At 62.3% G+C, this 26,225-nt stretch carries 29 protein-coding genes, 1 tRNA gene and 2 pseudogenes; 15 read left to right on the top strand and 17 right to left on the bottom strand.

Translation table 11 applies throughout. The features are described 5' to 3' along the window. Positions 1-33: 33 nt before the first annotated feature. The 4 genes from IVB12_RS12640 to IVB12_RS12625 are packed head-to-tail and all read right to left on the bottom strand — an operon-like array spanning position 34 to position 1,534. Positions 34-240, bottom strand: coding sequence for a hypothetical protein (locus IVB12_RS12640; protein WP_247299272.1), 207 nt, complete (start codon positions 238-240; stop codon positions 34-36). Between the two features lie 48 nt (positions 241-288). Further along, positions 289-468, bottom strand: coding sequence for a hypothetical protein (locus tag IVB12_RS12635; protein WP_247299271.1), 180 nt, complete (start codon positions 466-468; stop codon positions 289-291). A 42-nt stretch (positions 469-510) separates the two neighbouring features. Further along, positions 511-786, bottom strand: a complete 276-nt coding sequence (locus IVB12_RS12630; RefSeq protein WP_247299270.1) for a YiaA/YiaB family inner membrane protein — start codon at positions 784-786, stop codon at positions 511-513. Positions 787-838: 52 nt separating this feature from the next. Next, complete coding sequence (locus IVB12_RS12625; protein WP_247299269.1) at positions 839-1,534, bottom strand: PspA/IM30 family protein; 696 nt, start codon at positions 1,532-1,534, stop codon at positions 839-841. 101 nt (positions 1,535-1,635) lie between these two features. Here IVB12_RS12625 and IVB12_RS12620 point away from each other — a divergent pair, with 101 nt between their 5' ends. The 4 genes and pseudogenes from IVB12_RS12620 to IVB12_RS12605 form a co-directional block, all read left to right on the top strand. Further along, on the top strand, positions 1,636-2,244 hold the full coding sequence (locus IVB12_RS12620) for a TetR/AcrR family transcriptional regulator (protein ID WP_247299268.1): 609 nt from the start codon (positions 1,636-1,638) through the stop codon (positions 2,242-2,244). Positions 2,245-2,360: 116 nt separating this feature from the next. Continuing rightward, on the top strand, positions 2,361-3,815 hold the full coding sequence (hydA, locus tag IVB12_RS12615) for a dihydropyrimidinase (RefSeq protein ID WP_247299267.1): 1,455 nt from the start codon (positions 2,361-2,363) through the stop codon (positions 3,813-3,815). A gap of 141 nt (positions 3,816-3,956) precedes the next feature. Next, complete coding sequence (locus tag IVB12_RS12610) at positions 3,957-5,228, top strand: DUF892 family protein (protein ID WP_247299266.1); 1,272 nt, start codon at positions 3,957-3,959, stop codon at positions 5,226-5,228. 168 nt (positions 5,229-5,396) lie between these two features. Continuing rightward, a pseudogene (locus tag IVB12_RS12605) lies at positions 5,397-5,589 on the top strand (ATP-binding protein); the annotation flags it as partial. A 1-nt stretch (position 5,590) separates the two neighbouring features. Here IVB12_RS12605 and IVB12_RS12600 read toward each other — a convergent pair. Then, positions 5,591-5,731: a hypothetical protein gene (locus IVB12_RS12600; RefSeq protein WP_212327277.1), complete on the bottom strand. Its 141-nt coding sequence runs from the start codon at positions 5,729-5,731 to the stop codon at positions 5,591-5,593. Positions 5,732-5,810: 79 nt separating this feature from the next. Between IVB12_RS12600 and IVB12_RS12595 the strand changes: the two genes are divergently transcribed. The 4 genes from IVB12_RS12595 to IVB12_RS12580 all read left to right on the top strand — a co-directional run bounded on the left by IVB12_RS12595 (position 5,811) and on the right by IVB12_RS12580 (position 10,657). Next, positions 5,811-6,380, top strand: a complete 570-nt coding sequence (locus tag IVB12_RS12595; RefSeq protein ID WP_247299265.1) for an alpha-ketoglutarate-dependent dioxygenase AlkB — start codon at positions 5,811-5,813, stop codon at positions 6,378-6,380. A 302-nt stretch (positions 6,381-6,682) separates the two neighbouring features. Next, the gene (locus IVB12_RS12590) at positions 6,683-7,612 is read left to right on the top strand and encodes a carboxylesterase family protein (RefSeq protein ID WP_346657674.1); all 930 of its coding nucleotides are present in this window, start codon (positions 6,683-6,685) and stop codon (positions 7,610-7,612) included. A 153-nt stretch (positions 7,613-7,765) separates the two neighbouring features. Continuing rightward, positions 7,766-8,989: an ABC transporter substrate-binding protein gene (locus IVB12_RS12585; RefSeq protein ID WP_247299263.1), complete on the top strand. Its 1,224-nt coding sequence runs from the start codon at positions 7,766-7,768 to the stop codon at positions 8,987-8,989. 576 nt (positions 8,990-9,565) lie between these two features. Beyond that, on the top strand, positions 9,566-10,657 hold the full coding sequence (locus IVB12_RS12580) for an enolase C-terminal domain-like protein (protein WP_247299261.1): 1,092 nt from the start codon (positions 9,566-9,568) through the stop codon (positions 10,655-10,657). A gap of 193 nt (positions 10,658-10,850) precedes the next feature. Here IVB12_RS12580 and IVB12_RS12575 read toward each other — a convergent pair whose 3' ends face one another. From IVB12_RS12575 to IVB12_RS12565, 3 genes are read right to left on the bottom strand one after another with little or no spacing between them, the layout of a single operon-like run. Then, complete coding sequence (locus IVB12_RS12575; RefSeq protein ID WP_247299259.1) at positions 10,851-12,041, bottom strand: FAD-dependent monooxygenase; 1,191 nt, start codon at positions 12,039-12,041, stop codon at positions 10,851-10,853. Then, positions 12,038-12,808: a hypothetical protein gene (locus IVB12_RS12570; RefSeq protein ID WP_247299507.1), complete on the bottom strand. Its 771-nt coding sequence runs from the start codon at positions 12,806-12,808 to the stop codon at positions 12,038-12,040. The genes IVB12_RS12575 and IVB12_RS12570 overlap by 4 nt, the downstream gene beginning before the upstream one ends. 53 nt (positions 12,809-12,861) lie before the next feature. Continuing rightward, entirely contained in the window at positions 12,862-14,088 is a 1,227-nt protein-coding gene (locus tag IVB12_RS12565; RefSeq protein WP_247299257.1) for an ABC transporter substrate-binding protein, read from the bottom strand. Between the two features lie 111 nt (positions 14,089-14,199). On the opposite strand from IVB12_RS12565, the gene IVB12_RS12560 reads away from it, so the two are divergent. Both IVB12_RS12560 and IVB12_RS12555 read left to right on the top strand, forming a co-directional pair. Next, positions 14,200-16,203: an AAA family ATPase gene (locus IVB12_RS12560; RefSeq protein WP_247299255.1), complete on the top strand. Its 2,004-nt coding sequence runs from the start codon at positions 14,200-14,202 to the stop codon at positions 16,201-16,203. A 192-nt stretch (positions 16,204-16,395) separates the two neighbouring features. Continuing rightward, positions 16,396-16,905 carry an NUDIX hydrolase gene (locus IVB12_RS12555; protein ID WP_247299253.1) on the top strand — a complete coding sequence of 170 codons (510 nt, stop codon included), beginning with the start codon at positions 16,396-16,398 and terminating at the stop codon, positions 16,903-16,905. Here the strand turns inward: IVB12_RS12555 and IVB12_RS12550 are convergent. The 5 genes from IVB12_RS12550 to IVB12_RS12530 form a co-directional block, all read right to left on the bottom strand. Beyond that, on the bottom strand, positions 16,875-17,330 hold the full coding sequence (locus tag IVB12_RS12550; protein WP_247299505.1) for an L-2-amino-thiazoline-4-carboxylic acid hydrolase: 456 nt from the start codon (positions 17,328-17,330) through the stop codon (positions 16,875-16,877). The genes IVB12_RS12555 and IVB12_RS12550 overlap by 31 nt on opposite strands. A 140-nt stretch (positions 17,331-17,470) precedes the next feature. Then, positions 17,471-18,007 (bottom strand): DUF488 domain-containing protein, encoded by a 537-nt coding sequence (locus tag IVB12_RS12545; protein ID WP_247299251.1) that lies wholly within the window; start codon positions 18,005-18,007, stop codon positions 17,471-17,473. A 27-nt stretch (positions 18,008-18,034) separates the two neighbouring features. Then, positions 18,035-18,250 (bottom strand): DUF2945 domain-containing protein, encoded by a 216-nt coding sequence (locus IVB12_RS12540; protein WP_247299250.1) that lies wholly within the window; start codon positions 18,248-18,250, stop codon positions 18,035-18,037. A gap of 158 nt (positions 18,251-18,408) precedes the next feature. Then, positions 18,409-18,483: transfer RNA gene (locus IVB12_RS12535), tRNA-Val, on the bottom strand. Positions 18,484-18,556: 73 nt separating this feature from the next. Beyond that, the gene (locus IVB12_RS12530) at positions 18,557-18,916 is read right to left on the bottom strand and encodes a response regulator (RefSeq protein WP_007597092.1); all 360 of its coding nucleotides are present in this window, start codon (positions 18,914-18,916) and stop codon (positions 18,557-18,559) included. A gap of 329 nt (positions 18,917-19,245) precedes the next feature. Here IVB12_RS12530 and IVB12_RS12525 point away from each other — a divergent pair, with 329 nt between their 5' ends. The 3 genes from IVB12_RS12525 to IVB12_RS12515 all read left to right on the top strand — a co-directional run bounded on the left by IVB12_RS12525 (position 19,246) and on the right by IVB12_RS12515 (position 22,432). Next, the gene (locus IVB12_RS12525; protein ID WP_247299248.1) at positions 19,246-20,136 is read left to right on the top strand and encodes an N-formylglutamate amidohydrolase; all 891 of its coding nucleotides are present in this window, start codon (positions 19,246-19,248) and stop codon (positions 20,134-20,136) included. Between the two features lie 523 nt (positions 20,137-20,659). Further along, entirely contained in the window at positions 20,660-21,442 is a 783-nt protein-coding gene (hisN, locus tag IVB12_RS12520; protein WP_247299246.1) for a histidinol-phosphatase, read from the top strand. 21 nt (positions 21,443-21,463) lie between these two features. Further along, a complete protein-coding gene (locus IVB12_RS12515; RefSeq protein ID WP_247299244.1) occupies positions 21,464-22,432 on the top strand; it encodes a tripartite tricarboxylate transporter substrate binding protein in 969 nt (322 codons plus the stop codon). 7 nt (positions 22,433-22,439) lie between these two features. Here the strand turns inward: IVB12_RS12515 and IVB12_RS12510 are convergent. Next, a pseudogene (locus IVB12_RS12510) lies at positions 22,440-22,697 on the bottom strand (NADH-quinone oxidoreductase subunit D); the annotation flags it as partial. Positions 22,698-22,832: 135 nt separating this feature from the next. Between IVB12_RS12510 and IVB12_RS12505 the strand changes: the two are divergent. Further along, on the top strand, positions 22,833-23,066 hold the full coding sequence (locus tag IVB12_RS12505) for a DUF3551 domain-containing protein (protein ID WP_247299242.1): 234 nt from the start codon (positions 22,833-22,835) through the stop codon (positions 23,064-23,066). Between the two features lie 107 nt (positions 23,067-23,173). Then, a complete protein-coding gene (locus IVB12_RS12500) occupies positions 23,174-23,542 on the top strand; it encodes a hypothetical protein (RefSeq protein ID WP_247299240.1) in 369 nt (122 codons plus the stop codon). An 8-nt stretch (positions 23,543-23,550) separates the two neighbouring features. On the opposite strand, the gene IVB12_RS12495 is transcribed toward IVB12_RS12500, so the two are convergent. The 3 genes from IVB12_RS12495 to IVB12_RS12485 all read right to left on the bottom strand — a co-directional run bounded on the left by IVB12_RS12495 (position 23,551) and on the right by IVB12_RS12485 (position 25,760). Then, positions 23,551-24,411 carry an SIR2 family protein gene (locus tag IVB12_RS12495; protein ID WP_247299238.1) on the bottom strand — a complete coding sequence of 287 codons (861 nt, stop codon included), beginning with the start codon at positions 24,409-24,411 and terminating at the stop codon, positions 23,551-23,553. After that, on the bottom strand, positions 24,380-24,898 hold the full coding sequence (locus tag IVB12_RS12490) for an NUDIX hydrolase (protein ID WP_247299236.1): 519 nt from the start codon (positions 24,896-24,898) through the stop codon (positions 24,380-24,382). Before IVB12_RS12490 ends, IVB12_RS12495 begins: the two co-directional genes overlap by 32 nt. A 76-nt stretch (positions 24,899-24,974) precedes the next feature. Next, on the bottom strand, positions 24,975-25,760 hold the full coding sequence (locus IVB12_RS12485) for a succinate dehydrogenase iron-sulfur subunit (RefSeq protein ID WP_247299234.1): 786 nt from the start codon (positions 25,758-25,760) through the stop codon (positions 24,975-24,977). Positions 25,761-26,225: the final 465 nt, after the last annotated feature.

The following is a 26,225-nucleotide window of genomic DNA, read 5'->3' as shown; positions in this document are numbered from 1 at the left end:
CTGGAGCACGACAGCACCGTGAGATCAGCCCGCCTACAGCGTCTCTTGCTTGTGCCCGCAATCCTTGCAGGCGTACTTGACGCGGGTCTGGCCCTTTTCCGCCTGCATCCGGTTCGGCGCGCCGCACTTGCCGCAGACGGCCTCGATGCGGGTGGTGCCCTGCTTGACGACGATGGATCTCTTTTCCATCGATTCGCGGATCAGGCGCTCGGCCTCCTCACGCAACGATTGTTTCGACAATGCTCGTCTCCGCCTCTGGAAAGCGCGAGAGCCATATCGCACCTGCGTTCAAATCACAATCGGCAAAGCCTGCTCTGACCTGGACAACCAGGTAGCAAGCCTCAGCATGTAAAGGATCTCGGCAACATATGAGCGCAACACCCCGCCATCATGGTTCGACTGCATTTTGCAGGCGATGCCACGATTGTTGCAAATGACCGGAGATACGGCGGGGGCGATGCTCAGCATCAGCCGCCCGCCATAGAGCGCTCCTCTTCCGCGCCCCTCTCCTCAAGCCGCCTTGGACACCTCCATCAGCAGCCGCTCGGCCTTGGCGTCCTCGATGCGGTTCACGAGGCGGCTGCTCTCGTGATTGTCGCGCACGGTCTTGGTCAGCGTGATGCAGGTCTGGATCAGCATGACGATGCCCATGGTGAGATAGCCCTTCACCCAGAGGTCGATCGGCAGGAAGAAGATGCCGATGGCGACGAGGAAAGCGGAGGCTGCGAAGGACGCGTAAGTGAAGCTCACCCAAGCACTGCTGTGCGGCTGGCCGTTCTTGTTCATGGTGGTCTCCTGTCGTTCGAATGATGATTGGTTCGGGAGATTGGGGTTGAGATCAGGCAGTCGGCATGCGCTTGGACTTCAGCCGCGCCAGCACATCGTCTGCGGTCGTCTTGAGCCGGGGACCAAAGCCCTGTTCGGCGAGTCTCTCGGCAGTGGCGAGCGGACCGGTGGTCGCGTCGAGCTCCACCAGGGCATCGTCGGCGGCCTGGGCCTCCATCTGCCGCTCGCGCAAACGCCTCAACGTGCCCTCCACCTCCGGCAGCGTGGATTCGTAGGGACGCGCAGCCTCGATGCCACTGCGACGAAGCGAGCGCACCGCTTCCGATGCGCGGGCAATGCGGCGGCCGCGATCGAGGTCGGTGATGCGGGCCTGCGCGCTCGCGACATGGCGCTTCAACCGCGCGATCTCGGTCGCGAACAGCGCGCGTGCCGTCATCGACGCATCGCGATCGGCCTCGAGGCTCGCGATGGCTTCCGCCGCGTCCTTGGCGAGGTCCTCGCGGCCGCCGTCGAGCGCCGCAACGGCACGGGTCTCGAGATCGGCGATGCGGGCATTCGTCGCTTCGAGCTTGCGGCCCTCCTGCTGGTCCTGCGCGATCGCCAGCGCCAGCGTGCGCTTGCTGCGCTCGACGGCCGCGGCCGCATCACGCATCTGCTGATCGAGGATGAGAAGGGCGGTCCGGTCTTCCAGCTCCTCGCCCGCAGCGGCTACGCTGCCGCGGAAAAGGGTCACCACGGTCTTGAACATTTGTTGCTCCCTGTTATGAGCGTTGCTCACACGTGCTTTGTAGCATATCTTGAGCATTGCTCAAGATATTTATGAGCGGCGCTCACGAATTTGGTAAACAAATGTCTAAAACCTCGGAACGTCGAGAGAAACTGCGATCAGACCTAATTCTGGCGGCGGAACGAATGATCGCCGAACGGGGATTGGCTGGCCTGAAGACCCGGGATCTTGCCCGCGAGATCGGCTGCGCCAATGGCGCGATCTACAATCTCGTCGCCGACGTCGACGAATTGATCCTGCGGGTCGGCTCGCGCACATTGCTTCGGCTCGACAAGGCGCTCAGCGCCGCCGAAAGCGCGAGCGAGCCATCGCCACAAGAAGCCCTGGTCCGCATCGCGATCGCCTATTGTGATTTTGCCGCGGAAAATCTCCAGCTCTGGCGCGCGCTGTTCGAGCACCGCATGGAGGCCGACAAGATCGTCCCCGACTGGTCGATCGAGGACCAGATGCAGCTGTTCCGCCACATCTACCAGCCGCTGTCCGCGCTGCTTCCAACACGCAGCCCGGAAGAACTGAGCATCACCGCGCGCAGCCTGTTCTCGGCGGTCCATGGCATGGTGGCGCTGGGGTTGGAACAGAAGCTGGTCGCCGTGCCCCTGCCGGCGCTGCGCAAGGAAATCGCAGGCCTCGTACGCGCAATGCTGGTTGGGCTAGTCGCCCTCGCAGAGTAGAGCCAGCGCGGCGAAAACCGTTGGCGGTGGCTGACTAAAATTTCGCCTGTCGCATCGCGATTGCCGCGCTTAGCCTTCACGCAGCCCTATCCCCTCGCCCCACCCCGGAGTTCTCTATGCCCCTCCTCGTCCGCGGCGGCACCGTCGTCAATCACGATTATTCGCGCCGTGCTGACGTGCTGATCGACGGCGAGACCATCGTCGCGGTCGGAGCCTCACTCGATGCACCCGCGGGCGCTGAAGTGATTGACGCCGGCGGCGCCTACGTCCTCCCGGGCGGCATCGACCCGCATACCCATCTCGAAATGCCGTTCATGGGCACCGTCACCGCCGACGATTTCGAATCGGGAACCAAAGCGGCGCTCGCCGGCGGCACCACGATGGTGGTGGATTTCTGCCTGCCCGATCCCGGCCAGTCGATGCTCGCGGCGTATCAGGACTGGCGCCGCAAATCCGAGAAGGCGGCTGCCGACTATGGTTTCCACATGGCGGTGACATCGTGGTCGAAGCAAATCCATGACGAGATGGAGACCGTGGTCAAAACCTACGGCATCAACACGTTCAAGCATTTCATGGCTTACAAGGGCGCGCTGATGGTGAACGATGACGAGCTCTACAACTCGTTCGCGCGCTGCGCTCATCTGGGCGCCATGCCGGTGGTCCATGCCGAGAACGGCGACGTCGTCGCCCTGATGCAGGAGGCGCTTATCGCACGCGGCGTCACCGGCCCCGAAGGCCACGCTTACTCGCGACCGCCGGAGGTCGAGGGCGAAGCCACCAACCGCGCCATCATGATCGCGGACATGACGGGCACGCCGGTCTACATCGTGCACACCAGCTGCCGCGAAGCGCATGAGGTGATTGCGCGGGCGCGCGCGGCCGGCAAGCGCGTCTATGGCGAACCGCTGATCCAGCACCTGTTGCTCGATGCCGGCGAGTACCAGAACAAGGACTGGGATCACTCCGCCCAGCGCGTGATGTCACCGCCGTTCCGCGACAGATCGCATCAGGACAGCCTGTGGGCCGGCCTGCAAGCCGGCTCGCTCCAGGTCGTCGCGACGGACCATTGCGCCTTCACCACCGCGCAGAAACGGTTCGGCCTCGGCGACTTCAGGAAGATTCCGAACGGCACCGGCGGGCTCGAAGACCGCCTCGCGCTGCTGTGGACCGCGGGCGTCGCCACCGGGCGGCTGACCAAAGAAGAATTCGTCGCGGTGACTTCGGCGAACATCGCCCGCATTCTCAACATCTATCCGCGGAAAGGCGCCGTCGCCGCCGGATCGGACGCCGACATCGTGGTGTGGGATCCCAAGGCAACCAGGACCATCAGTGCCAAGCGGCAGATGAGTCGGATCGATTACAACGTGTTCGAGGGCTTTTCCTGCACCGGCGGGCCGGCCGCGACGTTGTCCCGTGGCCGCATCGTCTGGAAAGATGGCGATCTGCGCGCCAAGGCAGGCGACGGCCGTTATGTCGAGCGGCCGCCATTCTCGCCGGTACATCTGGCCAATTCGACCTGGAAGAAGCTCACCGCCCCCCGCGCGGTCGAACGCGGCGCGGTGACGCCGTAATACTCCTCGCCGCGAGATCAGAGCGATCGCTTCTGCGGCAATGCCTCGGGCAACTACAGCTTGAATCTTGGAGAGGGCTTAGGAACGAACGTCCGGACGCCTCGTTGTCGCGTATCTTTCCTTCCAGAGCGCGAGCCCCCCATGTATCACCACGTCAAAAAGCTGATGTTCACCGTGCGCGTCGACGAACCCGATCCGCGCTTCGGCAATATGCTCCTCGAGCAGTTCGGCGGCGCCAATGGCGAACTCGCGGCCGCGATGCAATATTCGATTCAGGGGCTGAATTGCGAGGACCCCGACCGCAAAGACCTGTTGATGGATATCGGCACCGAAGAGCTCAGTCATCTCGAGGTCGTCGGCTGCCTGGCGCGGATGCATCTTGCGCCTTCAAAGAACGACCGTCAGGCGGCGGAAGCCGATCCGCTCATTGCCATTGCCGGCGGCGGTGGCATCAATCTGTTCAATTCGCAGGGGAATCCCTGGACCGCCGACTATCTCAAGATCACCGGGGAGCTCGACGTCGACCTGCGCAGCAACATCGCCGCCGAAGCGCGAGCCAAGATCGTCTACGAGCGTCTGATCAATTTCTGCGACGACGCCGGCAGCAAAGACGCACTACAATTCCTGATGACGCGCGAGATTACGCATATGAAGGCCTTCGCGCGCGCACTCGAAAGCCTGTCCAAACCGGCCTTCAGTGTCGGCCGGATCGCTCCGACTCCTGGCCTCGTGAACCAGTACTTCAACGACTCCACCGGCAGCGGTGACCACGGCGAAATCGACACCCGCGGTCCGTGGAACGAAGGCGAAGACTGGGTGTTCACCGAGTCCCCGGCACTGCAGTCCGCGGAGCCCGGCGCTACCACAACGATCGTCACGGAGAGCTCGCCGCCCGTCGACGAAGCCGGCCTGACCGATCTTCTGCTTCACGAGCTACGTGACATTCTCCATGCCGAGAAGCAGTTGACCAAGGCGCTTCCGAAGATGGCGCAGGCCGCGCGTTTCGACCAGTTGCGGGAACTGTTCGAGCAGCATCTCGCCGAGACCGAGAACCAGGTCGAACGCATCAACGAATGCTTCGAGCTCCTCGGCGAGAACGCTCGGGCCAAGCCTTGCAAAGGCATGATGGGCCTGATCGAGGAAGGCCAGGAGGTCATGAAGGAAGGCGAAGAGAAGGAAGACGCAGCCGCCGACCTCGCGCTGATCTCAGCGGCTCAACGCGTCGAGCATTACGAGATGTCCGGCTATACCACGGCACGCAATCTGGCCCAGCAGCTCCGTCACAGCGCGGTCGTCGCCTTGCTCTCGAAGTCGCTCGCCGAAGAAGAGAATGCCGATCTCCTGCTCAATCAAGTGGCGCGGTCGCTGATGTCGGTGGCGAAGATGCCCGCCGCACTGGAGCAGGCCGAATAGGAATCTGGCGAACGCGTGCGCACTGAGTTCAACCGCCCCCCTCTACGGGGCGGTACGCGCTGCTCCTCGCACTGCGCTGGCCGCGCTGGCTGACTGGCCGTTCTCGCTCTTGACGATCGCGAACTGCTTAGGTGCCGGTGCTGTTCAATTATGCCGCACTCGACCTGCGGCGAGCCGATCTTCTTGCGCAACCGCGGCCGGATTTTCGACGCCTTCTGCACCAGCCGCCCGCAACAGGGCGGCACCGGGATGGGGTTGGCGATGGCACAGACGGTAATGGCGAGCCATGGCAATCCGGCTCGAGCCGGCCGACCAGGGCGCGGCTTTCGAACTTCAATTCCCTGTCGCCTATTCCCTGTAGCCTAGATGGCGAACACCCAGGCGGCGACGATGGTGCCGATGGTGACCAGACCGGCGATGGTCCAGCCGGCGGCATATTCCAGCTCCGGATGGCCGGTCGCCCGCATGATCTCTGCCGGATCGGCGGAATGCTTCTCTGCCATGACAGCCTCGCACATTACTCCCCGCGTCCTATGTAAGTCGCATCAGCCGCCATAAGGTTCCATCACGGACGTGCGAGGAATGACGCAGCTAGGCTTGTTCGCAGAACCACAAGTAGGGCCCGCTGGGCTTCGCTATACGGACAATTTTATCGAGGCGGCCGTTGAGCAGGCCTTGATCGGCCGCATCGCGGCATTGCCGCTCCAGCGCTTCCAGTTCGGCGCCTTCGAGGGCAATCGCCGGGTGGCCTCGTTCGGCTATCGCTACGACTACTCCCTGCAACGTCTGGCCGAGGCGGAGCCAATCCCGGACTGGGTGGCGCCCGTCGCGCGCCAGGTCGAGGCATGGGCGGGACTGCCGTCGGGCGACATCCGGCAGGTGCTCTGCACCGAATATGAGGTTGGCGTCGGCATCGGCTGGCACCGCGACAAGCCGCATTTCGACAAGGTCCTCGGCCTGTCGCTCGGCGCGCCCTGCAAATTCCGCTTTCGCCGCCGCAACGGCGACCGATGGGAGCGCCACGCGCTCGAAGCCATGCCGCGCTCGCTCTACATGATGGACGGCGAGGCACGGTCGCAATGGGAGCACAGCATTCCGCCGGTCGAGGCGCGCCGCTATTCGATCACCTTCCGAACCATGAAGCGGGCCTGACAGGCCGTCCAAAACAAAAACTGCGAAAACAACCCCATGCACAGTAGAAAGCCGTTTCCGGCTCGAGGCTTTGCGGCGCTGGGCAACGGCTTGACGGATCGAGATAAAACGGCTGCGCCGCGCAAATCGTCCTGCGGCCCGTCAACTTGCGTTCCAAGAGCGGCTGCAGGCCGGGCGGGATGTCCGTCCCGTGCCGACCGAGGTGCCGTGAAATCGCCTCAAGCCGAGCCAACTAATGCGGCGAATTGAATAGACAGGCCAAACCGGCAAGCCAATATGAGGCACGCAAAGCCGGCATCACCATGAAGAATTATCTGGCATTTTTCCTAACTCTGACCATGACCTCGGCCTCCGCGCACGGACCCTTGCCGGCGCGGCCGTCGCCGCCCTCCGATCTCGTCCAAGTGGGCCTCACCGATTCCGACACGACCGCCGGCGGCACCGCGCGGCTGTGCGAGCAGGTTACCTTCTCGCGCGGCCTGCGCTATGGCGAGAGCGAGGCCAATGTGCTCGACGTCGCGACCAGCGCGACGAAGGCGGATACCCCGCGGCCGGTGCTGCTGTTCGTGGCCGGCGACACCTTCACCGGCGACCGCGCCGCGCCGGAGCTGGCCCGCCAGATCCAGGACCAGGCGATGTGCTTTGCCGCGCGCAACGATATGATCGGGGTGCGCGTGGGCTATCGTCTGGCGCCCGGCGCGACCTGGCCCGCCGGCGCGAGCGACGTGGCGGCGGCACTGTCCTGGGTCCACGGCAATATCGACCTGTTCAACGGCGATGCCCGCGAGATCGTCGCGGTCGGCTACGGCGCCGGCGCCTTCCATGTCGCCACCCTGCTGGCGCATCCCGAGCTTCAGGCCGACCGCGCCGACGTCGCCGCCGTGATCCTGGTGTCCGGCATCTACCGTGCGGGCAAGGACGCCAGCGACAGCGAGAAGGCCTATCTCGGCAGCGACGCCAGCCAATATAACAAGCGCTCGGTCTTCCCCGGCATCCTCAATGTCGACGTGCCGATCGTGCTGGCCTGGGCCGCGGACGATTCCGCCGGTGTTGTGGCGCAGGGCGAGACCCTGAAGAAGACGCTCTGCGGCGCCGGCCATTGCCCGCGCAGTGCGCTACTGCGCAGCCGCGACGGCATCGCGAGCGCCTTCGGCCTCGACGGCTCCGGCGACAGCCTCGCCGAGCCGACGCTGCTGCTGGTGCATCAGCTCGAGGCGCGGGGACTGCCATAGCGGGCGTGACAGCAGGCCTGCCATTTCATTCGGTCCCTAAGTTGCGTTGATGCGGACGATCAAGCCATACGATCGTCAAACGCTTGACCTACACCAACCAGCCTTGGTGGGGATCGAGCCGACCTCTCCGGGGCCAACGTTGAGGTGCCGACCATGCGCATCACCGGCAGACTATCGTTCGTTTTGATCCTCGCCTACGCCTCCCTCGGGGCGATGTCGCAGCAACATGCGGAGCAACCCACGACCGACAAGGAAATCCGCATCGGCAATGTCATGCCGTATTCGGGACCGCTGTCGGAGTTCGGCGCCATCGGCCAGGCGGAGGCCGCCTATTTCGACATGATCAACGCGCGTGGCGGCATCAACGGCCGCAAGATCCGCTTCATCTCGCGCGACGACAATTCCGATCCGGCGACGGCGCTGGAGCTGACGCGCAACCTGGTCGAGACCGGCGACGTGCACCTGATGTTTGGGTCGTTCGGTACGCCCGGCAATCTCGCCACGCGCTGGTATCTCAACGAGAAGAAGATCCCGCAACTGTTCGTCGCCTCCGGCGACGAGGAGCTGAGCCAGCCAAGCGCGTTTCCCTGGACCATGGGCTGGCAGCCGTCGTTCCGGTCCGAGGGACGCATCTACGCCAACTACATCCAAACCTATTATCCCCGGAAGAAGATCGTGGTGCTCTTGCAAAACGACCAGTTCGGGCGCATGCTCTACAAGGGCGTCCAGGAAGGCCTTGGCGATTTGAACCGTCATGTCCTCGTCGACATCGCCTTCGACATTGCCGACGAGCATCTCGACGGGCACGTCTCGATTCTTAAGCGCGCGGGCGCCGACATCTTCATCTTTCTCGGCGTGCCGTCGACGGCCTCCAAGGTGATCAAGCTGGCGGCCTCATTTAATTGGCATCCGGTGTTCATCGTGAACGATGCCGCCGCCTCGATCGCCAATGCAATGGCGCCAGCGGGCCTCGAGAACTCCGCCGGCGTGATCTCCGCGGTCTTTCTGAAGGATCCGAGCGATCCCGCATGGAAGGACGATTCCGCCATGAAGGAATGGTTCGCCTTCATGGACAAATACCATCAAGTCGAAAGCACGAACAACAGCGCGGCCGTCTTTGGCTACGCCGCGGCCGAGGCGCTGACGCTCGTGCTGAAGCAATGCGGCGACGACTTCTCGCGCGAGAACATCATGCGTCAGGCGGCGTCGATTAGGGGTCATCACCCCTCCGTTGCGCTGCCCGACATCAGGATGAATACCTCGCCCAATAGCTATCTGCCGATCAAGCAGATGCGGCTCGTCCAGTTCGACGGCCGTTCCTGGCAGCCTTTTGGCGACGTGATCGAGACCGCCTTCACCGAAGGCGCGGCGCGGTGAGGCGCCTCAGGCGTGAGTGAGGTACATATGGCCCCCCGGGCTAAAACCTCTCCCGCTTGCGGGAGAGGTCGGCGCGAAGCGCCGGGTGAGGGCTCTCTCCGCTTGGGGATTGTCCCGTTGAGGAGACACCCTCTCCCCAACCCTCTCCCGCAAGCGAGCTACCGTATTCACGCATCTCTGTCGGAGCCATTCGCCGATTAAGCCCAAAAAGTGAGTCATCCGAGTCACTTGTCTCGATTCTGCAGCGCGTGAGCGTCCAAAACCTGGCTTTTGCTAAGTCATTGAGGATGATTCCATTTTCGAGATGTGTGAATCTGGTAGCGCAAGCGGGAGAGGGGGCAGACCTTCCTCGCGGCCACAACGGGGCTCAATCAGACAAGCCTGATCGAACCTTCACGCCGGCTTCAGCGAAGCCAGCGCGCTTTCCAGCAGCGAGCGGACCCGCGCTGGATTACCGGACTTTACCACTGCGGTGGCGCAACCTCATTGCATGAGAGTCGCAGCAGGCACCTTTTCGTTTGATCGCGAATGCTTAAGATCGGCGCCTTCCTGCATCCGCTCCGCCGGGAGAGACCCATGACCGAGACTATCCGCATCAGGCGCTTCCATGCGCGGCCGGTCATCGTGCCGATGAACCTGCCGCTCCAGACCTCGACGGGGGCAATCGCAAAAGCGCCGCTGGTGCTGATCGACTGCGAGACCGACCAAGGCGTGCGCGGCCACGCCTATCTGTTCTCGATCACGCCGTCGGCCTTGAAGCCGTTGACGACCATGGTCACGGAGATGTCAGACCTCGTCGCCGGCGACGAACTGCTGCCGTTCGAGATCGAGCGCAAGCTGGCCCAGCGCTTCACGCTGCTGGGCCTCGCCGGCCTGCAACGGCTGGCGCAATCCGGCATCGACATGGCGGCCTGGGACGCTCTCGCGCGCATACGCGGCCTGCCCCTGGCCCGCCTGCTCGGCAGCGCGCCGAAGCCGGTCAAGGCCTACAATTCGAAGGGGCTCGGCCTCATGCCTACAGGCGCCGCGGTGGATGAAGCGCACAAGCTGCTGGCCGAGGGTTTTCGGGCGGCAAAGATCCGCGTCGGTCGGCCCGATGCGCGGGAGGATCTCGCCGTCGTGCGCGCGGTGCGCAAGGCCGTCGGCGATCAGGTGACGCTGATGTGCGACTACAATCAGGCGCTGACGGTCACGGAAGCCATCCGCCGCGGCGAGATGCTCGACGACGAGGGCTTGAGCTGGATCGAGGAGCCGATCCGCCACGACGACTATGCCGGCTGCGCCCGCATTGCCGACGCGCTGCACACCCCGGTCCAGATCGGCGAGAATTTTGACAGCGCGTTTTCGATGCAGGCGGCGCTCTCAGCGGAAGCCTGCGACTACGTGATGCCTGATGTCCAGCGCATCGGCGGCGTCACCGGCTGGCTGCGCGCTGCCTCGCTGGCGCACGCCGCCGGCATCGAGATGTCGACGCATCTGTTCTCGGAAGTCAGCGCGCACCTCTTGTGCGTGACGCCGACCGCACATTGGCTGGAATATGTCGACTGGGCGGACGCGGTGCTGTCGACGCGACTCGCGATCAAGGACGGTTTTGCGCTGCCGAGCGAGGAGCCCGGCAACGGGATTGCGTGGGACGAGGCGGCAGTGAGGAAGTATCTGGTCGGGTGATCGAAAGGCCAGCGTCGCTTGTTTCGCTTCTTCCACTCGCGCGGAGGGATGTAGGCAGGGCGAGGCCTTGGGTCCCCTTCGCCGAGGTTTGCTGTGTCGCCAACAGCGACGCGATTGGCGAACGTTACGCTTTGTCAGCCATGAGCCAAATCTGCCTTCTATCAAGCACCGTTTGATCCGATCGAGACTCAGCTTACGCCACCTCATGTAGCAGTTCTGTCGCGGCTGTTTCGACGTCGTACTCGTTGATCCATCTGCCCGCGGCCCTCCAACTCGCCAGTTGCTGCGCTCTGCGCGGGGCGTCCCCATCTTCGGAATGAAAGAATCGGCCCGCTTCGCGTGAAGCTGCCTGCACCTGGCTCGTATGTGCATGCCGTAGTCGCTCATAGGCCTTCAGCCGTTCCGGAATTTGAGCAGTGCCGGCATTCTCCAGTAAAACGGCAAGCGCAAAGCCATCCTCGATGGCCTGTCCGGCACCTTGTCCAAGGTGCGGGAGCATTGGATGAGCAGCGTCGCCAAGCAGCGACCTTCGTGCCGTTGACCAATAAGGCAGTGGATCCCGATCATAGATGCCCCAAAGAAATGTTTCATCAAGCGCGGCAATCATCTGCAAAACGTGAGCATCCCAGCCCACATATTCCGCCGCCAGACTCCCAAGATCACCGGGGGCCGACCAGGATTCGGTGCCATACCGATCCGCAGGCACAAAGGCTACGATGTTGATGAGGCGTCCGCGCGAGACTGGATAGCAGATGAAACTTCGGCCTGGTCCGATCCACATCCTTAATGAACGCAGGTCGCGCGCCCAGGGTAGGCATTCGACGGGAACCAAGCCCCGGTAGGCCATGGTCCCTCCGCTCGTCGGCTGCGTTTTGACACCGATCTCGCGCTGGCTAAAGGAGTGGATACCATCGGCCCCAATGAACAAGTCTGCCTCGACGCAGGCCCCGTTCGCAAATGTCAGTCGCACGCCGGCGCCCGTCTCATCTACCTCGACGCATCTATGGCCGAAATGGAGCGTTCCCGGCGGTTGTGCCTCTGCCAGCAGACTAACAAATTCCGCCCTTAGGACGGAGTAACTGTCGAACTCGCCTGGAAGCCGTGCCCTTGCAGGCAGTGGAGACATGCCGATGGGCGCCCCATGAGAGTTCAATAGCGTGAGACCCATATTTGCCGAACCGATGCGCTGGAGTTGGTCTTCCAGTCCGATCCTCCTAAGCAAGCGCACTGCATTGCGGCCCAACGTGAGGCCGGCCCCAACTTCCCGAATTGCGGGCGCCTGCTCAAAGACTTTCACTTTCAAGCCTCGGGCCCGCAACGCGAGGGCGGCCGTCAATCCGCCAATGCCCGCGCCAGTGATCGCAACTTCGAGCCGTCGGCTCATCGCTTTCCTCGACCGCTGGAATTTGGGGCGCTAGCCGACTGGTCTCCACGCACGAGGACACTTGCCCCCGCCGACGGCGGATGAGTGACCGCGGCCTCATCGGGCCAATCGGAAGACCCGGGCCTTACAAAGAGAAAACGTGACGTCACCGGGACTTGTGCATCCGGATTGCCATCCTGGCCAATGACGATGAGTCCCGCTCCACCGTTGGCTACTGTCAAGATGACAGGCTCACCCTTCCATGTCTGAATTGGCGCCATTCCGACGGTTAGAAATTCACCGACCGGCTGATCAAAATATTGAAGTCTCAGTTGTGGAGCAATCTCCGCCGTCGCAAGTCCAAAACCAAGCTGCTGAGCGCGTGCGTATATATTCGATAGCGACACAGTATCGGCCTGAAAGCCCAATTCGGTGACCGACACCGCAAATAGATCTACGCTGCGCTTCGTGACGCTAAGCGAAAAGGCTGGTCGCGCGAGAATTTCCCCAGCCGAGTCTCCGATGCCACAACCTACTGCATTCAACGCATTGGTGAGAGCAGACACATCTGCAAACGTCCCTATGGCGATCGTTTTCCACACAGGAACATCGACGGCGGATCGGATTGGAGCTCGTCGCGCGCTTGATAGCGGCGATTTCTTCAGCGTCAGTTGGTTGTGCAAGACATCTCGTGCCGTGCATTGAGATCTCGCGTCGCTCGCGAACAGGACGATGTAAGGGACGAGGAGGAGCGCCACAATGATGGGACGATGGGATCGTCTTGGCATGCGCCAGGCTCCGGCCTGCCGGCCGTCTCCTTCAGTGCTGCTCATTGCATACCTCAGTCGGTGGAAGTGGAGACGCCAACGATGTCGCCGAAGAACACCCAGCGGCTGCCGTCAAAGCGCGCCATTCGCGCTTGGCGCCACGGGATGCGGTCGCCAGGTGAGATGTTCACTCTCACGCCGGGCAGAAACATTGGAAGCTGAAGATCTCGGACGTTTGTCGCCTGCTTCAGCAGATTTTCACGCGAGAGGTCGTCACCGCAACGCCTCAGCACTTCCTCGATCATTTGCGCCGTCGAATAGGCCAGAATCGCGCTTGGATCGTCATTCGTCTCCCCGGGCATCCATTGCTTCAGGAAGGCGAGGTAATCCTTCACGGCAGGATCGTCGGCCCATGTGGGATCGTCGATCGACTTGATCCAGCGTGCCGTTACGGCACCGCGAGATGCTTCGAGCCCCGCAGGCCGAAGGACCGTCGGAATGTCGCTCACTCCCGAGAGCAGGATGTGCTCGACGCTCCAGCCAAGCTCGTGTGCCTTGCGGATCGATTGTGCCGCGAACTTTGGCGACGAGGCATGGAACAGGGTGTCTGCCCCTGATGCCTTGAGTGCGACGATTTGCGAGTCGACGGTCGGGTCCATCACGTCATAGGCGGCTTCTCTTACGATCATGCCGGATGCTTTGGCTCCAAGTGCCGTCCGAAACGCAGTGACGTTGCCTTTACCGAGGTCATCGTTCTGATAGAGCACTGCGACCTTTGCTGCTGGCTTCGAGTTCAACAGGTAGTCAGCATAAAACTTGGTCTCGACGGCCTGCGACATGAAGAATGTGGTGGTCCACGGCAGGTTCTCCGGATCATGAAGTTTCGGCGAGCTGGCCAGGATCAGGATTTGCGGAACCTTGTTGGTGTTGAGATATTTGACGGTCGCAAGATTGGTCGGAGTGCCGGTCGACCCCACAATCGCAAGAACGCGGTCGTCCTCCACCAGCTTCCGCGTTTGCTCGACCGTCTTTGGCGGCGAGAAAGCATCATCGAGTGAGATCAGTGTGACCTTGCGGCCGTTAATCCCGCCGGTCTCGTTGATCTTCCTGAAGTAAGCCACTTCGACGCGGCCAAATATGGCGAGCGCCGATAGAGGTCCCTTATAGGGCACAGTCTGCCCGATCTTGATCTCGGTATCAGTTACCCCGGGTCCGTAGCTCTTTTGGGAAAATGCCTGCGAATGCAGTGCCGTAACCAATAAGGCTGCAGCAACGAGAGAACGTTTCATGTACGCCTCCATGCTTTATCCGCGACGTAATAATGCGGTATGAGTAGTGCCAAGTCCCGAAAATGGGACGAAATTTTCCGAAACTGCCGGCGACAACTCGTGAAGCCATCTCCACAGACGGTTGTGATCGGTGACTACACCGTGGACTTATCACGCGAGCTGCTGCTCGACGTCCACGGCGAGCCTGTTCCGTTGCGACCGAGGGCCTGGCTCGTGCTCAAGCTCCTCTCACTCCGCGTCGGTTGTCTGGTCGGCAAGAGCGAATTGCTGGACGAGGTCTGGTCCGACTGCGAGGTTACCGAGGACTCGCTTGTTCAGGCCATCGGAGACGTTCGCCAGGCACTCGGGAAGTTCGGCCGCACGGCGCTGCGAACTCTCCCGCGCCGTGGATATATGCTGGTCACGGTTGAGCGCGGCACCGATGCCGCTACTCCGCAAGACCCCGCAGGTGCAAGCGTCATCAGCATGGGAGATCGCCTCCGTGGCGTAGCCTTGAGACGCTTCGTCGGGCGCGAGACCGAACTTGGCGCGCTTCGCGCATCCATTTCACCTAGCGCACCGAGCACGTCGCTGTATTTCATCCACGGGCCCGGCGGCATCGGAAAGACCACCTTGCTGGAGCGGCTGCGCGCCGAAGCGGTCACAAGCGACGTCGGCTTTTTCATGATTGATGCCGCGGGTATTCCACCGAGACCGGAGGCGCTCATTGGTGCCGCAAGAAGCGCAATTGAACCGGACAGTAAGGCCGACGGTATCGACGTGCTTGCTTCAGGCCGGCTGGTATCCGGTCGCAACGTGCTGGTGATCGATTCGTTTGAACACCTTGAGCCCGCCAGCGGCTGGGTGCGCGATACGTTGCTCCCAAGCTTGCCTTCGCAAACGACCGTGGTGTTGGCCGGACGTCAACCGCCTGACTCGCATTGGACCGCGCATCCCCTGTGGTGCACAGCAATGCAATGCATCGGCCTGGATTCTCTTTCCCGCACGGATTCGGCGCATCTGCTCACGGCTTACGGTGTCGGGGAGGACGCGCATGCCGCGATCCTCGATCTCTGCCACGGACATCCGCTAGCTTTGGTCATGCTCGCTGCCGAGGTTCGGCGCGCGGATCATGTCCCTCAAGGATTGGGTCCGGATATTGTCCGGGAGTTAACCCGCCGCTGCGTCGCCGAAGCCCCAACCCCGCAGCACCGGACAGCGCTTGAAGTCTGTGCACAGGCATTGACAACGACGGCCCCGTTGTTGTCCGACGTCGTGGATTCGGCAAGTGCGCCCATGCTGTTCGAGTGGCTCGCTATGCAGAATTATGTGCGAGTCAGCCCCCACGGCCTTCAGCCGCATGAACTGGTGCGGGCGGCGATTGATGAAGAACTGCGTTGGCGAGACCCTCAGGCCTTACGACGACTTCAACATTCGATCAGTCGGCATTTGATTCGGCGCCTCCGCGACGGCCGGGACATCTTGCGGACCGGAGTCGAATTACAGTTCCTTGGCCGCCATTCGCCGCTGATGCAGCGCTACTTCGACTATCCCACGATGGGTAGCATAACAGTGGGTCCAGCGACGGAAGCTGACTCGAGCGGCATCGCACGCTTGCGTGATGGTGCGCTGCCGCCCGCCGAACGCGTGTTGTTTGAACATTGGAGCCGACACAGCGCCACCCGCGCGCTCGTGGCGCGCCAACGCGATGGCATGGTTTGTGGGGTGACCTTGGTGCTGCGGCTCGACGGACTGGACGACCGCAGCGCCGCGATTGATCCGGTCGTGGATGCCGTGTGCGGGGTGCTGGGCGACGGACTTCATGATCCGGATGGGATAGCCGTATCGTTGATGTCCAGGTTTACGATACCGGAGGGCGAAAGACGCGGATTGAATCCGGCGATGAACGCCTTGCAGATTTGTCACTCCACCCTTTGGGCGACCGAGCGCAATCTAAGGTTCTATGTCGTGGTTTCCGTCCACCCCGATCATTTTGCGCCTCTCCTCGAAGGCACAGGCTTCCTGCGCATGCCCGCCTGCGATCTCGTCATCGACGGCCTGCCCATCGGCTGCTTCGTCCGGAACTGGCAAACGGAACCCTGGCTGGAGTGGCGCGATCGGATGCTCGCAATGGCGCCGTCCCCTTAAGAGGAGACAACCGCTTGTTGCCGACACCTAAGGAGCCGCCGCGTTTAGATCCAGCGGCCCCCGCAAGCTGCTCTGGCGCCAATCGATGAAGGCCCTCCTTGAGGCGGCTGATGATTGCGGTGTGCTCGCAACGACGAAGCGAAAGCAACACGGCGCGTTGCACAGAGGCCGGAGGCGGACTAACGGTGCCCCATGACCAGATGGCGTCCTCATGCCCATATCAGGGTCGTCGCGATCGGCCTGCATTGGCGGGACGGACGCCTGCTGGCGGCCGAGGTTCGTGACGATGCAGGCCGGATCAAGGGCGTGCGCCCGCTCGGCGGCGAGATCGAGTTCGGCGAAAGCTGGCGGGCTGCCCTGGCGCGCGAATTCAACGAAGAGCTCGGCATCGACGTCGTCCTCAAAGGCGAGCCCTTGATGCTGGAGAATATCTTCGCGCACGAGGGAGCAACCGGGCACGAGGTGATGTTCATCTCCGAGGTCGAGTTTCCCGATGCTGCATTCCGCGATCACGACCACATCGATTTCAGGGAGGACAACGGCGCGCACGTCGTCGCCCGCTGGTTCGATCTCGCCGATCTCGACGTGGAAGGTGCCCCGAGCCTGTTTCCGACCGGGCTGAAAGACCTGCTGCTGGGGCAAAAGACGCGTCGGCGTGAGAGGCGCTCCCTTCACCGGCGCTCGCCGGAGTCGCGTCGGTAGCGGAAGTCGCAATGATCGGCGCCTTGCATGATGGTCTGCGTGCGCGTGAGCGTGATGTCAGGGCCGAAGCCATCTGCTGTCGCAAAGTCGGCGGTGCAGATCAGGAGAAAGCCGAGCTCGGGCTCGCCGAGCGCCTTGTAGAACTCGGCATAAGCGCATCGTTTCACGTCGAAGGCGAAGACGTCTTTGGACTGCTCGATGACGTCATAGGCGAGCGCGTCGCCGCGGGCATAGGTCGTGAAGGCGGACCCGACCGCCTGGCCGAGGTCTGTCTCGTTCTTGTTCAGGTTCTTCGATTTCCAGAATTCCTCGCCGAAGCCGCGATAGAGATCGCCGAGCGCCTTGCGCACCAGCGCGTTGGCGCGCGCCTCGCCGAGCTCGGCCTGCAATGCCTTGACCAGCGGCACCAGCACCTGCGCCTGGATTTTTGCCTATTCGATGACGGACACGCTCATGGGCAGCCTCGCGTCTTGGATCAAGGCCGTAGATTTATGAGTGACGGTGACGACCATCACCGCAGAGGATCTACGACTGCGGCAAGAATAGCCGCGATAGCGACGATTGGCTAACTTTCCGCAGGATAAACCAAGCTGCCGTCAGCCATAACGCGCGCCGCCGGGTTCATCTCGGCCGGTTTGACCTGCCCTGGTCCCAGAATGTGAAACACGGTTTCGCCGGCGGCGAGCAGATAATCGGTGATGATGCGTCGGTGACATCGCCACCATAATGTTTCCGCGCACATGATGGCGCAGCGCTGCGTCTGCCCGAGATCGCGCAAATGAGCCAGACCATCGTGAAAGGCCGCGCTCATGGCGTGGTCGGCATAATTATGAAAGCTGCCGTTCTGCCAGAAAGCATTGGTCTCGCGCGGCACCTCGCCCTTGCGGCTGCGCAGGCCGCCGAGCGAGGCGATATGCTCGTAGCCGATCGAAACGGCCGCGAGCGACTCCGGCAGCGTGTCGCGATTATACTGCGGATTGGTGCGCGAGCGGGGAACGGTGCGAACGTCGGCCAGATATGTGATCGAGCTGCCTCGCAGCAACTCGACGAATTCCCCAATCGAACGCGTGGCATGACCGATGGTGAAGAAGGGATGAGCCATGGGGATGCCTTGCCCACCTCACGTTCGTCAGCTCTGCAACAATCGCAACGCCTTGCCCTTGTCCAGGGCGACGTGATCGGTCTTATCGCTCTTGATCTCGTATTGCGGATCGTCCGGCGTGGCGTGGTGGACGTAGCCCTTGTAGTCGACGTTCGCGGTGTGCACGCGCAGGATACGGCCGCGCACGCGGCCGGCCTCCGAATTCCAGCTGACGTGGTCGCCGCGCTTGAAGGTTTTCGGCATGGCGGACCAATACCGATGGCATCGGACTGTTCCAGGGACACCCCAGTCCGTCTACGCTTCGCGTTAGTATCCGTTGAATCGTGGCTTGCCGGCGATAAGCCCGCCTGCGCCCTTTGGGCTTCGGCGTGGCATCCTTCTCTCGCTTCGCGAGCGAAGGATGGTGGGCACGACAGGGATCGAACCTGTGACCCCTACCATGTCAAGGTAGTGCTCTCCCGCTGAGCTACGTGCCCTAGAGGTCGTCTAGATCGGGTGGGGTCCCTATAACGGCTCAGGGGAGCCTGTGCAAGGACGGAAGGGGCCGATTCAGGCCGCCAGCATCTTGTTCACTTCGCTGACCAATTCGCGCAGATGGACGGGTTTGGACAGTACCTTGGCATTCTTGGGGGCGTCCGAATCCGAGTTCAGGGCCACCGCGGCGAAGCCGGTGATGAACATGATTTTTATGTCGGGGTCGAGTTCCGAGGCGCGGCGGGCGAGCTCGATGCCGTCCATCTCCGGCATCACGATGTCGGTCAGCAGCATCTCGAACGGTTCTTCCCGTAACCGCTGATAGGCGGCCATGCCGTTGTCGTGGGACGAGACCTGAAAACCGGCGTTTTCCAGCGCCTTGACCAGGAAGCGGCGCATGTCGTTGTCGTCTTCGGCGAGCAGGATCTTTGGCATGGCAGGAAACGTCGAATCCCCAGAGGATATCAGCAGAGGTCACTAAGCCCGACAGAGGGTAAATTTGGGGTGAAAATCTTAACCCTGAGACAGCTGCCACTGCCGGTCCCTTGTGAACCAGAATGCAGATCGAATCAATCGAGCCGCCGACGCATCCCCACCTCCCTGCCCGCACGGTTAAGACGTGTTCCAACGGCCATCGCATCTTTTCGCTTGGCAGAATGGTTGCGATTCCGGACAATGACGACACATAAGAGCCGCTCGATCGGCCGAATCAATGCGATCTGGACCACGCCAGATCCCGGCGCGAAGGGACGAAGCCTGAGAAGATGACCCGGTTTGACGGCGCGACGTCGCCAGCCTTTGAGATCGTGGAGCCCGCGCAATGGCGTGCCCCGGTCATCTTCAACTCGCCCCATTCCGGCTCGACCTATCCGGACGAATTCCTCAGCGCCTCCAGAATCGATCTGCCGACGCTGCGGCGGTCCGAAGATTCCTTCATGGACGAGCTGATCGGCCATTTGAGCGATCGCGGCTTTCCCACCGTGCGGGTCAACTTTCCCCGCTCCTATGTCGACGTCAACCGCGAGCCCTATGAGCTCGACCCGCGCATGTTCACAGGCCGTCTGCCAAGCTTTGCCAATACCCGCTCGATGCGGGTCGCCGGGGGTCTCGGCACCATTCCGCGCGTGGTCGGTGACGGACAGGAGATCTACCGCGACCGCATCCTGGTCGACGACGCGCTGGGGCGGATCGAGACGCTGTATAAGCCCTACCATCGCGCGCTGCGCCGGCTGATTAACAAGGTACACCAGATGTTCGGCACCGTGGTGCTGGTCGACTGCCACTCGATGCCCTCGGTCGGCGTCTCCCGCGACGAGCCGCGCCGGCCCGATATCGTGATCGGCGACCGCTACGGCACGAGCTGCACGCCGCTGCTTCCCGACCGCGTCGAGGAGACCATGACGGGGCTCGGCTATTCGATCGGCCGCAACAAGCCCTATGCCGGCGGCTTCATCACCGAGCATTACGGCAACCCCGCAAGCGGCTTGCACGCCGTGCAGCTCGAGCTCAATCGCGCGATCTACATGGACGAACGGCGGCGCGAGCGCGGTCCGCGCTTTGCGCAAGTCGCAAGCGACTTCGCCATCCTCGCCGACGTGCTGGCGGCCACGATCCCGTTCGGCGATCTCGGCCCGTTCCAGGCCGCAGCGGAATAGCTTGGATTTTTCCGGAACGATCCGGGCCGTGAGCAACGGCGGGCGCGTTTCGCTTCGCATCGCCGGCGCGCTGAAAACGAAAACAGGCTCCGAAAGAAAAAAGGGCCGCTTCTGATGAAGAAGCGGCCCAAGTCTAGGGAGGAAACGCCCAAGGAGGGCAGCGGTAACGCAAAGCGCTACCGCACCGCAACAATATGCGACCGCGCCGCACAAAGTGCAAGGGCTTTTGAGCGATTTCCCATGCAAAACACACATGGCTCAGTTGCTTCTATGGAAACCCCGATTCACTTCCATTGATAAGGAAATTCAATGGGTTGATAGGTGTTTGCATACGAACGAGGCATCATTGGAACTAAGTTTTCAACGCTGTGATCGATATTTGGCCAAGAGATGACTGAGATGAGGCAGCCGGCTTGCGGCATTCAAAATACCAGGGAGCATTCAAAGACAGCGCTGCAAGATTGTGCCGATTTGAGCTAGGCAGAAGCGAGCTTCATTCGACTTTCGCTTTCGAGGATACGCCGTGACGGTGATCGACTTCTCAGCTTTCATCGGACGGCTCGCCACCGTCTCCGGCGAAACCATCCTGCCGTTCTTCCGCACCTCATTGTCGGTCGACGACAAGAGCAAGACCAAGGATTTCGATCCCGTGACGGAAGCCGACCGCGCCGCGGAGGCAGTGATGCGGCGGCTGATCAAGGCCAGCTTTCCCCAGCACGGCATCGTCGGCGAGGAGTTCGGCAATGAGCGCGACGACGCCGACTATGTCTGGGTGCTCGACCCCATCGACGGCACGAAATCCTTCATCGGCGGCTTTCCGATCTGGGGCACCCTGATCGCGCTGCTGCACAAGGGCGCGCCAGTGTTCGGCATGATGCACCAACCCTTCATCGGCGAACGCTTCTCCGGCGACAACGGCTTGGCCAATTACAAGGGGCCCTCCGGCGAGCGGCGGCTCCAGGTCCGGCGCTGCGCCTCGCTCTCGCAAGCCACGACCTACACCACCAGCCCGCTGCTGATGAACGAGCGCGACCGCGCCATCTTTGGCCGCATCGAGCAGGGCGCGCGGCTGTCGCGCTATGGCGGCGATTGCTATTCCTATTGCATGCTCGCGGCCGGCCATGTCGACCTCGTGGTCGAGACCGAGCTGAAGCCCTACGACATCGCGGCGCTGATCCCGATCGTGACCGGCGCCGGCGGCATCGTCACCACCTGGGAAGGCAAGCCGGCCCAGGGGGGCGGCCGCATCATCGCGGCTGGCGACCCCAGGGTCCACGAAGAAGCACTCAAGCTATTGAACCAATAACAACGCGAGCGGAGGGCTTGCATGACCGTCTCACGCAGGCTGCTCCTCGGATTGTTCCTGCTTCTACTGCCGACGCTCGCCTCCGCGCAGAATTTTCCGGCCAAGCCGATCAAGCTGATCGTGCCGTTCCCGGCCGGCGGTCCCAACGATATCATCGCCCGGGTGATCGGCCAGCGCATGTCGAAACTGTCGGGACAGCCGGTGCTGATCGACAATCGCGGCGGCCAGGGCGGCGTGCTCGGCACTGACGCCGTCTCCAAGGCCGCGCCCGACGGCTACACCGTCGCGATCTCCTCAGCCGGCGCGCTGGCGATCAGCCCGAGTATGGAGAAGGTCGCCTACGACACGCTCAACGATCTCACGCCGGTGACGCTGGTTGCGACCGTGCCGGAAATGCTGGTGGTCGCGACCAACGTGCCCGCCAAGGACATCGGCGAGTTGATTGCGCTCGCCAGGGCGCAGCCGGGAAAGCTCAACTTCGCCTCCTCCGGCCCCGGCAGCCTACCGCATCTCGCCGGCGAATTGTTCAAGCTGACGGCGAAGATCGACATCGTGCACGTGCCGTATCGCGGCGCCGCGCCGGCGGTGAACGATCTTCTGGGACAGCAGGTGCAGATGACGTTCCTCGACCTGCCGGTGCTGCTGCCGCAGGTCAAGGCCGGCGCCTTGCGCCCCATTGCGGTCGGCTCGGCCGAGCGCGCACCGACCGCGCCCGACGTGCCGACCACCGCGGAAGCGGGATTTCCCGCGCTACGTATCGAGAACTGGTACGGCATGGTCGCCCCCAAGGGCACACCGAACGAGATCGTCGCCGCGCTGCATGCTCTTGCGACGAAGGCGATGGCCGATCCGGCGGTGAAGGAGAAGCTCGCAGCCCAAGGCGCGACGCTGATCGGCGATGAGCCGGAGCATTTTCGCAGCTTCATCGCGGATGAGACCAAGAAGTGGGCGAAGGTGATCAAGGACGCCGGCGTGGAGACGGCAAAGTAAAGCCCACAGACGCCGGAAATAGTTTGTCGAGCCGGTCGAAATACGGAATTGCGTGGAGGTATGCCTTGGCCTCTATCAGCTTCTCGCTGCCTCGACGCAGCAAATCCGATATGGGGATCGACGCGCGCGGCGACCTCGCTGTCGAGCGCGAGCACGAGCCGCAGCACGCTATTGGTCGCGGATGCTGAGGACCAAATTGATGCTGAAGTTCTGAGGCTCGAAGACTGTTCGGGTATCCTGCTTCCGATCGAGACGTTGCAGCGATTACCCTAGCCGCGATCCACTGCGAGCGGCTTCATACAGGTTAATCGCACGCTTGAATCCCTGGGACGCGCGTGCTGCGCGCCCTTTTGGAACGCAGCCTCACCGGCCGCGTTCATTGTCGAAATTGGAGATTTCAATGAAACATCGTTTGCTGATGATTGCCGCCGTCCTGTCGTTTGTGACGAGCTTCGGCCCTGCGACGGCGGTCGCACAGGATCGCTACTGCCTCCAGGGCCGGATTTGGGGCTATCCGGGCAATTGCCAGTTCGCCAGCTACGCTCAGTGCATGGCGACCGCATCGGGCACGCAGGCCTATTGCGGCATCAACCCTCGACATGCCTACGCACGCCGCCACAGGGGATACCGGTGATCAGCCTGAATCAGACCGACAACCGGGGCCCGCCTTGACTGACCGCGCCGCTGAGCCGAGCGGCGCCGAGACAGCAGAGCGCCAGCTCACCGCCGTAACGGATCGAAATGGATCACATTCTGGCCAGTTGCGGCTTCCTCCCTGAGTTCGCGCCAGTGCAGATTGCCGGCCGGTGGCTCGGCGATGAAGCTGCAGCCGAGCGCAAAAGCGACCTGACCTACGGCAACCAGACATTTCAGCGCCTGGGCCATGCCCTGGAAGCCCGCCAGCTTCGCGCGGAGCTGCAGGACCTTGTTTGCGACGACCTCGTCGATCTCCAGGGCTACCGCCAGGGTCGCGAAGAGGCCGGACCTGAAAAATCCTTTGATCTTTCGGAAGCGGTGGCGCAGCGGTGGCGGGCGGGCCTTCTGGATATGCAATATGCAGCAAGCGTCGCTCCGATCCGGAACGGGATCTGCACCGTGCGCCGGCGATAGCGATCGCTCTAGGAGCTTCGATCGATACGCTGACGCACGTCGAGGAGAAATCGGGTCAGACCATCGTCGGCGGCCATTCCCTCAGGCGGCGCAATGGTCGTGATGCCCCAGTTCGCCAATACGGCTTCCTGCACCGGATTGCGCTGGGCGACGAACACGAAGGATTTCGGCCGGTCCTGTCGGTGCCCGGATTCATCCCAAATCTGCCAAATCCGGTGCAGCAGCAGCCGTATGTTTGGATCGGACATGCTGTAGCCGACGAAGAGCAGCGTGCTTCCCAAAGCATCGGCGCGAAAACGGATATCGAGCGGGGAATTGAATGCGAGCCGGTTGAGAAAGTCGGTCTCGGTCAGAACGAGCGAGGCATCATCGTCGAAGTCGCCGTGGAATTTGATGATGTGCGTGACGCCGGCGCCAGCGCTCGCGATCTCCTTCGCGTTGCTGATCTTCGCGTATGGCTTTTTCAGAACATCGAAGGCAGTCTCGAGATTGCGATCGTAGTTCGTTGTGTAGATGACCGGAAAATCGAGCTCGACGATGATCCGGTGGAGCTCCGAGGTGGCGATTCTCTCTGGATCGACGCGCCAATTGCGATCGAGCCAGCTGCGGAGCGGGCCGATGCCCCCACGCTTCAGCCGGTAATACTCCGCAAGCATCTGATAGCCGCCGTGCATTCCCTCGAGGACGTCCCGTTCGAGGCCGAGATCGTCGAGCAGATGCTCGATCAGGGACTGCCAGGATGGCAATCCGACGGCCATCGAGACGCCGGCGCCGACGAACAGCACCGCGCGACGTCGTTCTATGGCCGCAGCCAGAACTTCGTGAGGCGGCCGCTCCTCAGATGCAAGCCTTGTCGGTCTTTGCTTCATCTAGCTTGAATGATTGCGCGGGACGCTGGTTCCTGGACAAGAAAGCCCGCCTGCCGCTCAGCAGCGAGGACGCACCCTTTTCCGTTCGCGCCGCGAAGCGGGCAATCAACCGCCGGAGCTCCGCTTTGTGCACCAGACGCGCCGCCGTTTCCGGGGAGACCCAGATCGCTTCCCGCTCCCCTTTTTCGGGCCACCAACGCTCCTGACCATGGACCTTCATGGGGAAGACGGCAACGTCCATGGTCCGCTTGCGGTCGCCCTTCCGTTTGCGATGCTTGAAGCTGCCCATCGCGCGTGTCGCAATGATGCCGACCAGACCCGCCTCCTCGTAGGCCTCCAGCGCAGCCGTGAGATGCGGCTCCTTGTTGCGCATCGGCGATCCCTTGGGGACACTCCATCTGCGCTTGCGCCTGGTCGTGATCAGCATCACGCGCAGTTCGGAATTATCCAGACGAAACGGCAAAGCGGCGAACTGCTTCTTTCCCATCAAACTCCTCCGTTCGGAGATTGATAAGCAAGCGCCGCAGGCATGGTTCCTGTCTGCGGAGTGGCGTCTGCAGCGATCAGAACTTCCGCTCGACCATCTTGAGGCGCAGGGCGGCGATGGCTTCTCCCGGGTTGAGACCTTTCGGACATGCCTTGGCGCAATTGAGGATGGTGTGGCAGCGATAGATCCTGAAAGGGTGCTCGAGCATGTCGAGGCGCTCGCCTGTGGCTTCGTCCCGGCTGTCGTTGATCCATCGCGCGGCCTGAATCAGGGCCGCCGGGCCCAGGAAGCGCTCGGAATTCCACCAGTAGCTCGGGCACGACGTCGAGCAGCAGGCACAGAGAATGCACTCGTACAGGCCATCGAGCTTTGCCCGATCCTCGAGGCTTTGCCGCCATTCCCTCTGAGGCATGGGCGAACTGGTCTGCAGCCACGGCTCGATGAGGGCGAGTTGCGCATAGAAGTTCGTCAGGTCCGGCACCAGATCCTTCACCACGGGCTGATGCGGCAAGGGCAGCACGCGGAGCGGCTCACCATCCCGGATATCCTCGCTCATGGATTTGGTGCAGGCCAGCGTGTTCTGGCCGGCGATGTTCATCGAGCATGAGCCGCACACGCCCTCGCGGCAGGATCGCCTGAACGTCAAGGTCGAGTCGACGTTGTTTTTGATCCAGATCAGGCCGTCCAGCACCATCGGCCCGCAATCCGTCGTGTCGACAAAGTAGGTGTCGAGCCGGGGATTGCGGCCATCGTCGGGATTCCAGCGATAGATGTGAAACTCGCGCAAGCTTTTGCTGCGCGGCTTTGGCCAGACCGTTCCTTGCCCGATGCGGGAGTTTCTTGGAAGCCTGAACTCCACCATGGTCACCTCCTCCGTCAGATCGGCACAGAGCAACGCAACTGCAGAAGATCATCCAGCAAGAGACCGAATAAGATGACCCTGAATGCCGGCGCTGTCGCGAGCAGCATCTGATGCCTTGCATTGATGACCCGTGCGCGAACCGGCACTTTTGCCGCGAGAAACAAGCCATCTCTCGCGCAAGCGTTCCTATGACGATCGCGCCTCCGCGGCGCGAGGCTTGCGCATCGAAGCAGCCAATCCATCGAGACCAACCTGCGTTAAACGGCCAAGACGCTGGTTGGCACCAACGCCTGCTCCATGTCGATCTTCTCGACGAAGTAGGAACGTTCGACGCGGCGATGCGTCTGTCGTCCACGCACTGGAGATGCAATCTGCTGCAAGGATCGTTTTTGCCCGCTCTTGGCAGGCTCGGCTTGTCGACTACGCGGCAAGCGCCAGAACCATTTCGCAGAGAGACTTCCGGAC

The organism is Bradyrhizobium sp. 179, from assembly GCF_023073535.1.
Taxonomy (GTDB): Bacteria; Pseudomonadota; Alphaproteobacteria; order Rhizobiales; family Xanthobacteraceae; genus Bradyrhizobium.
The sequence above is the reverse complement of the archived record's forward strand: the minus strand, read 5'-3'. Positions and strand labels throughout refer to the sequence as shown.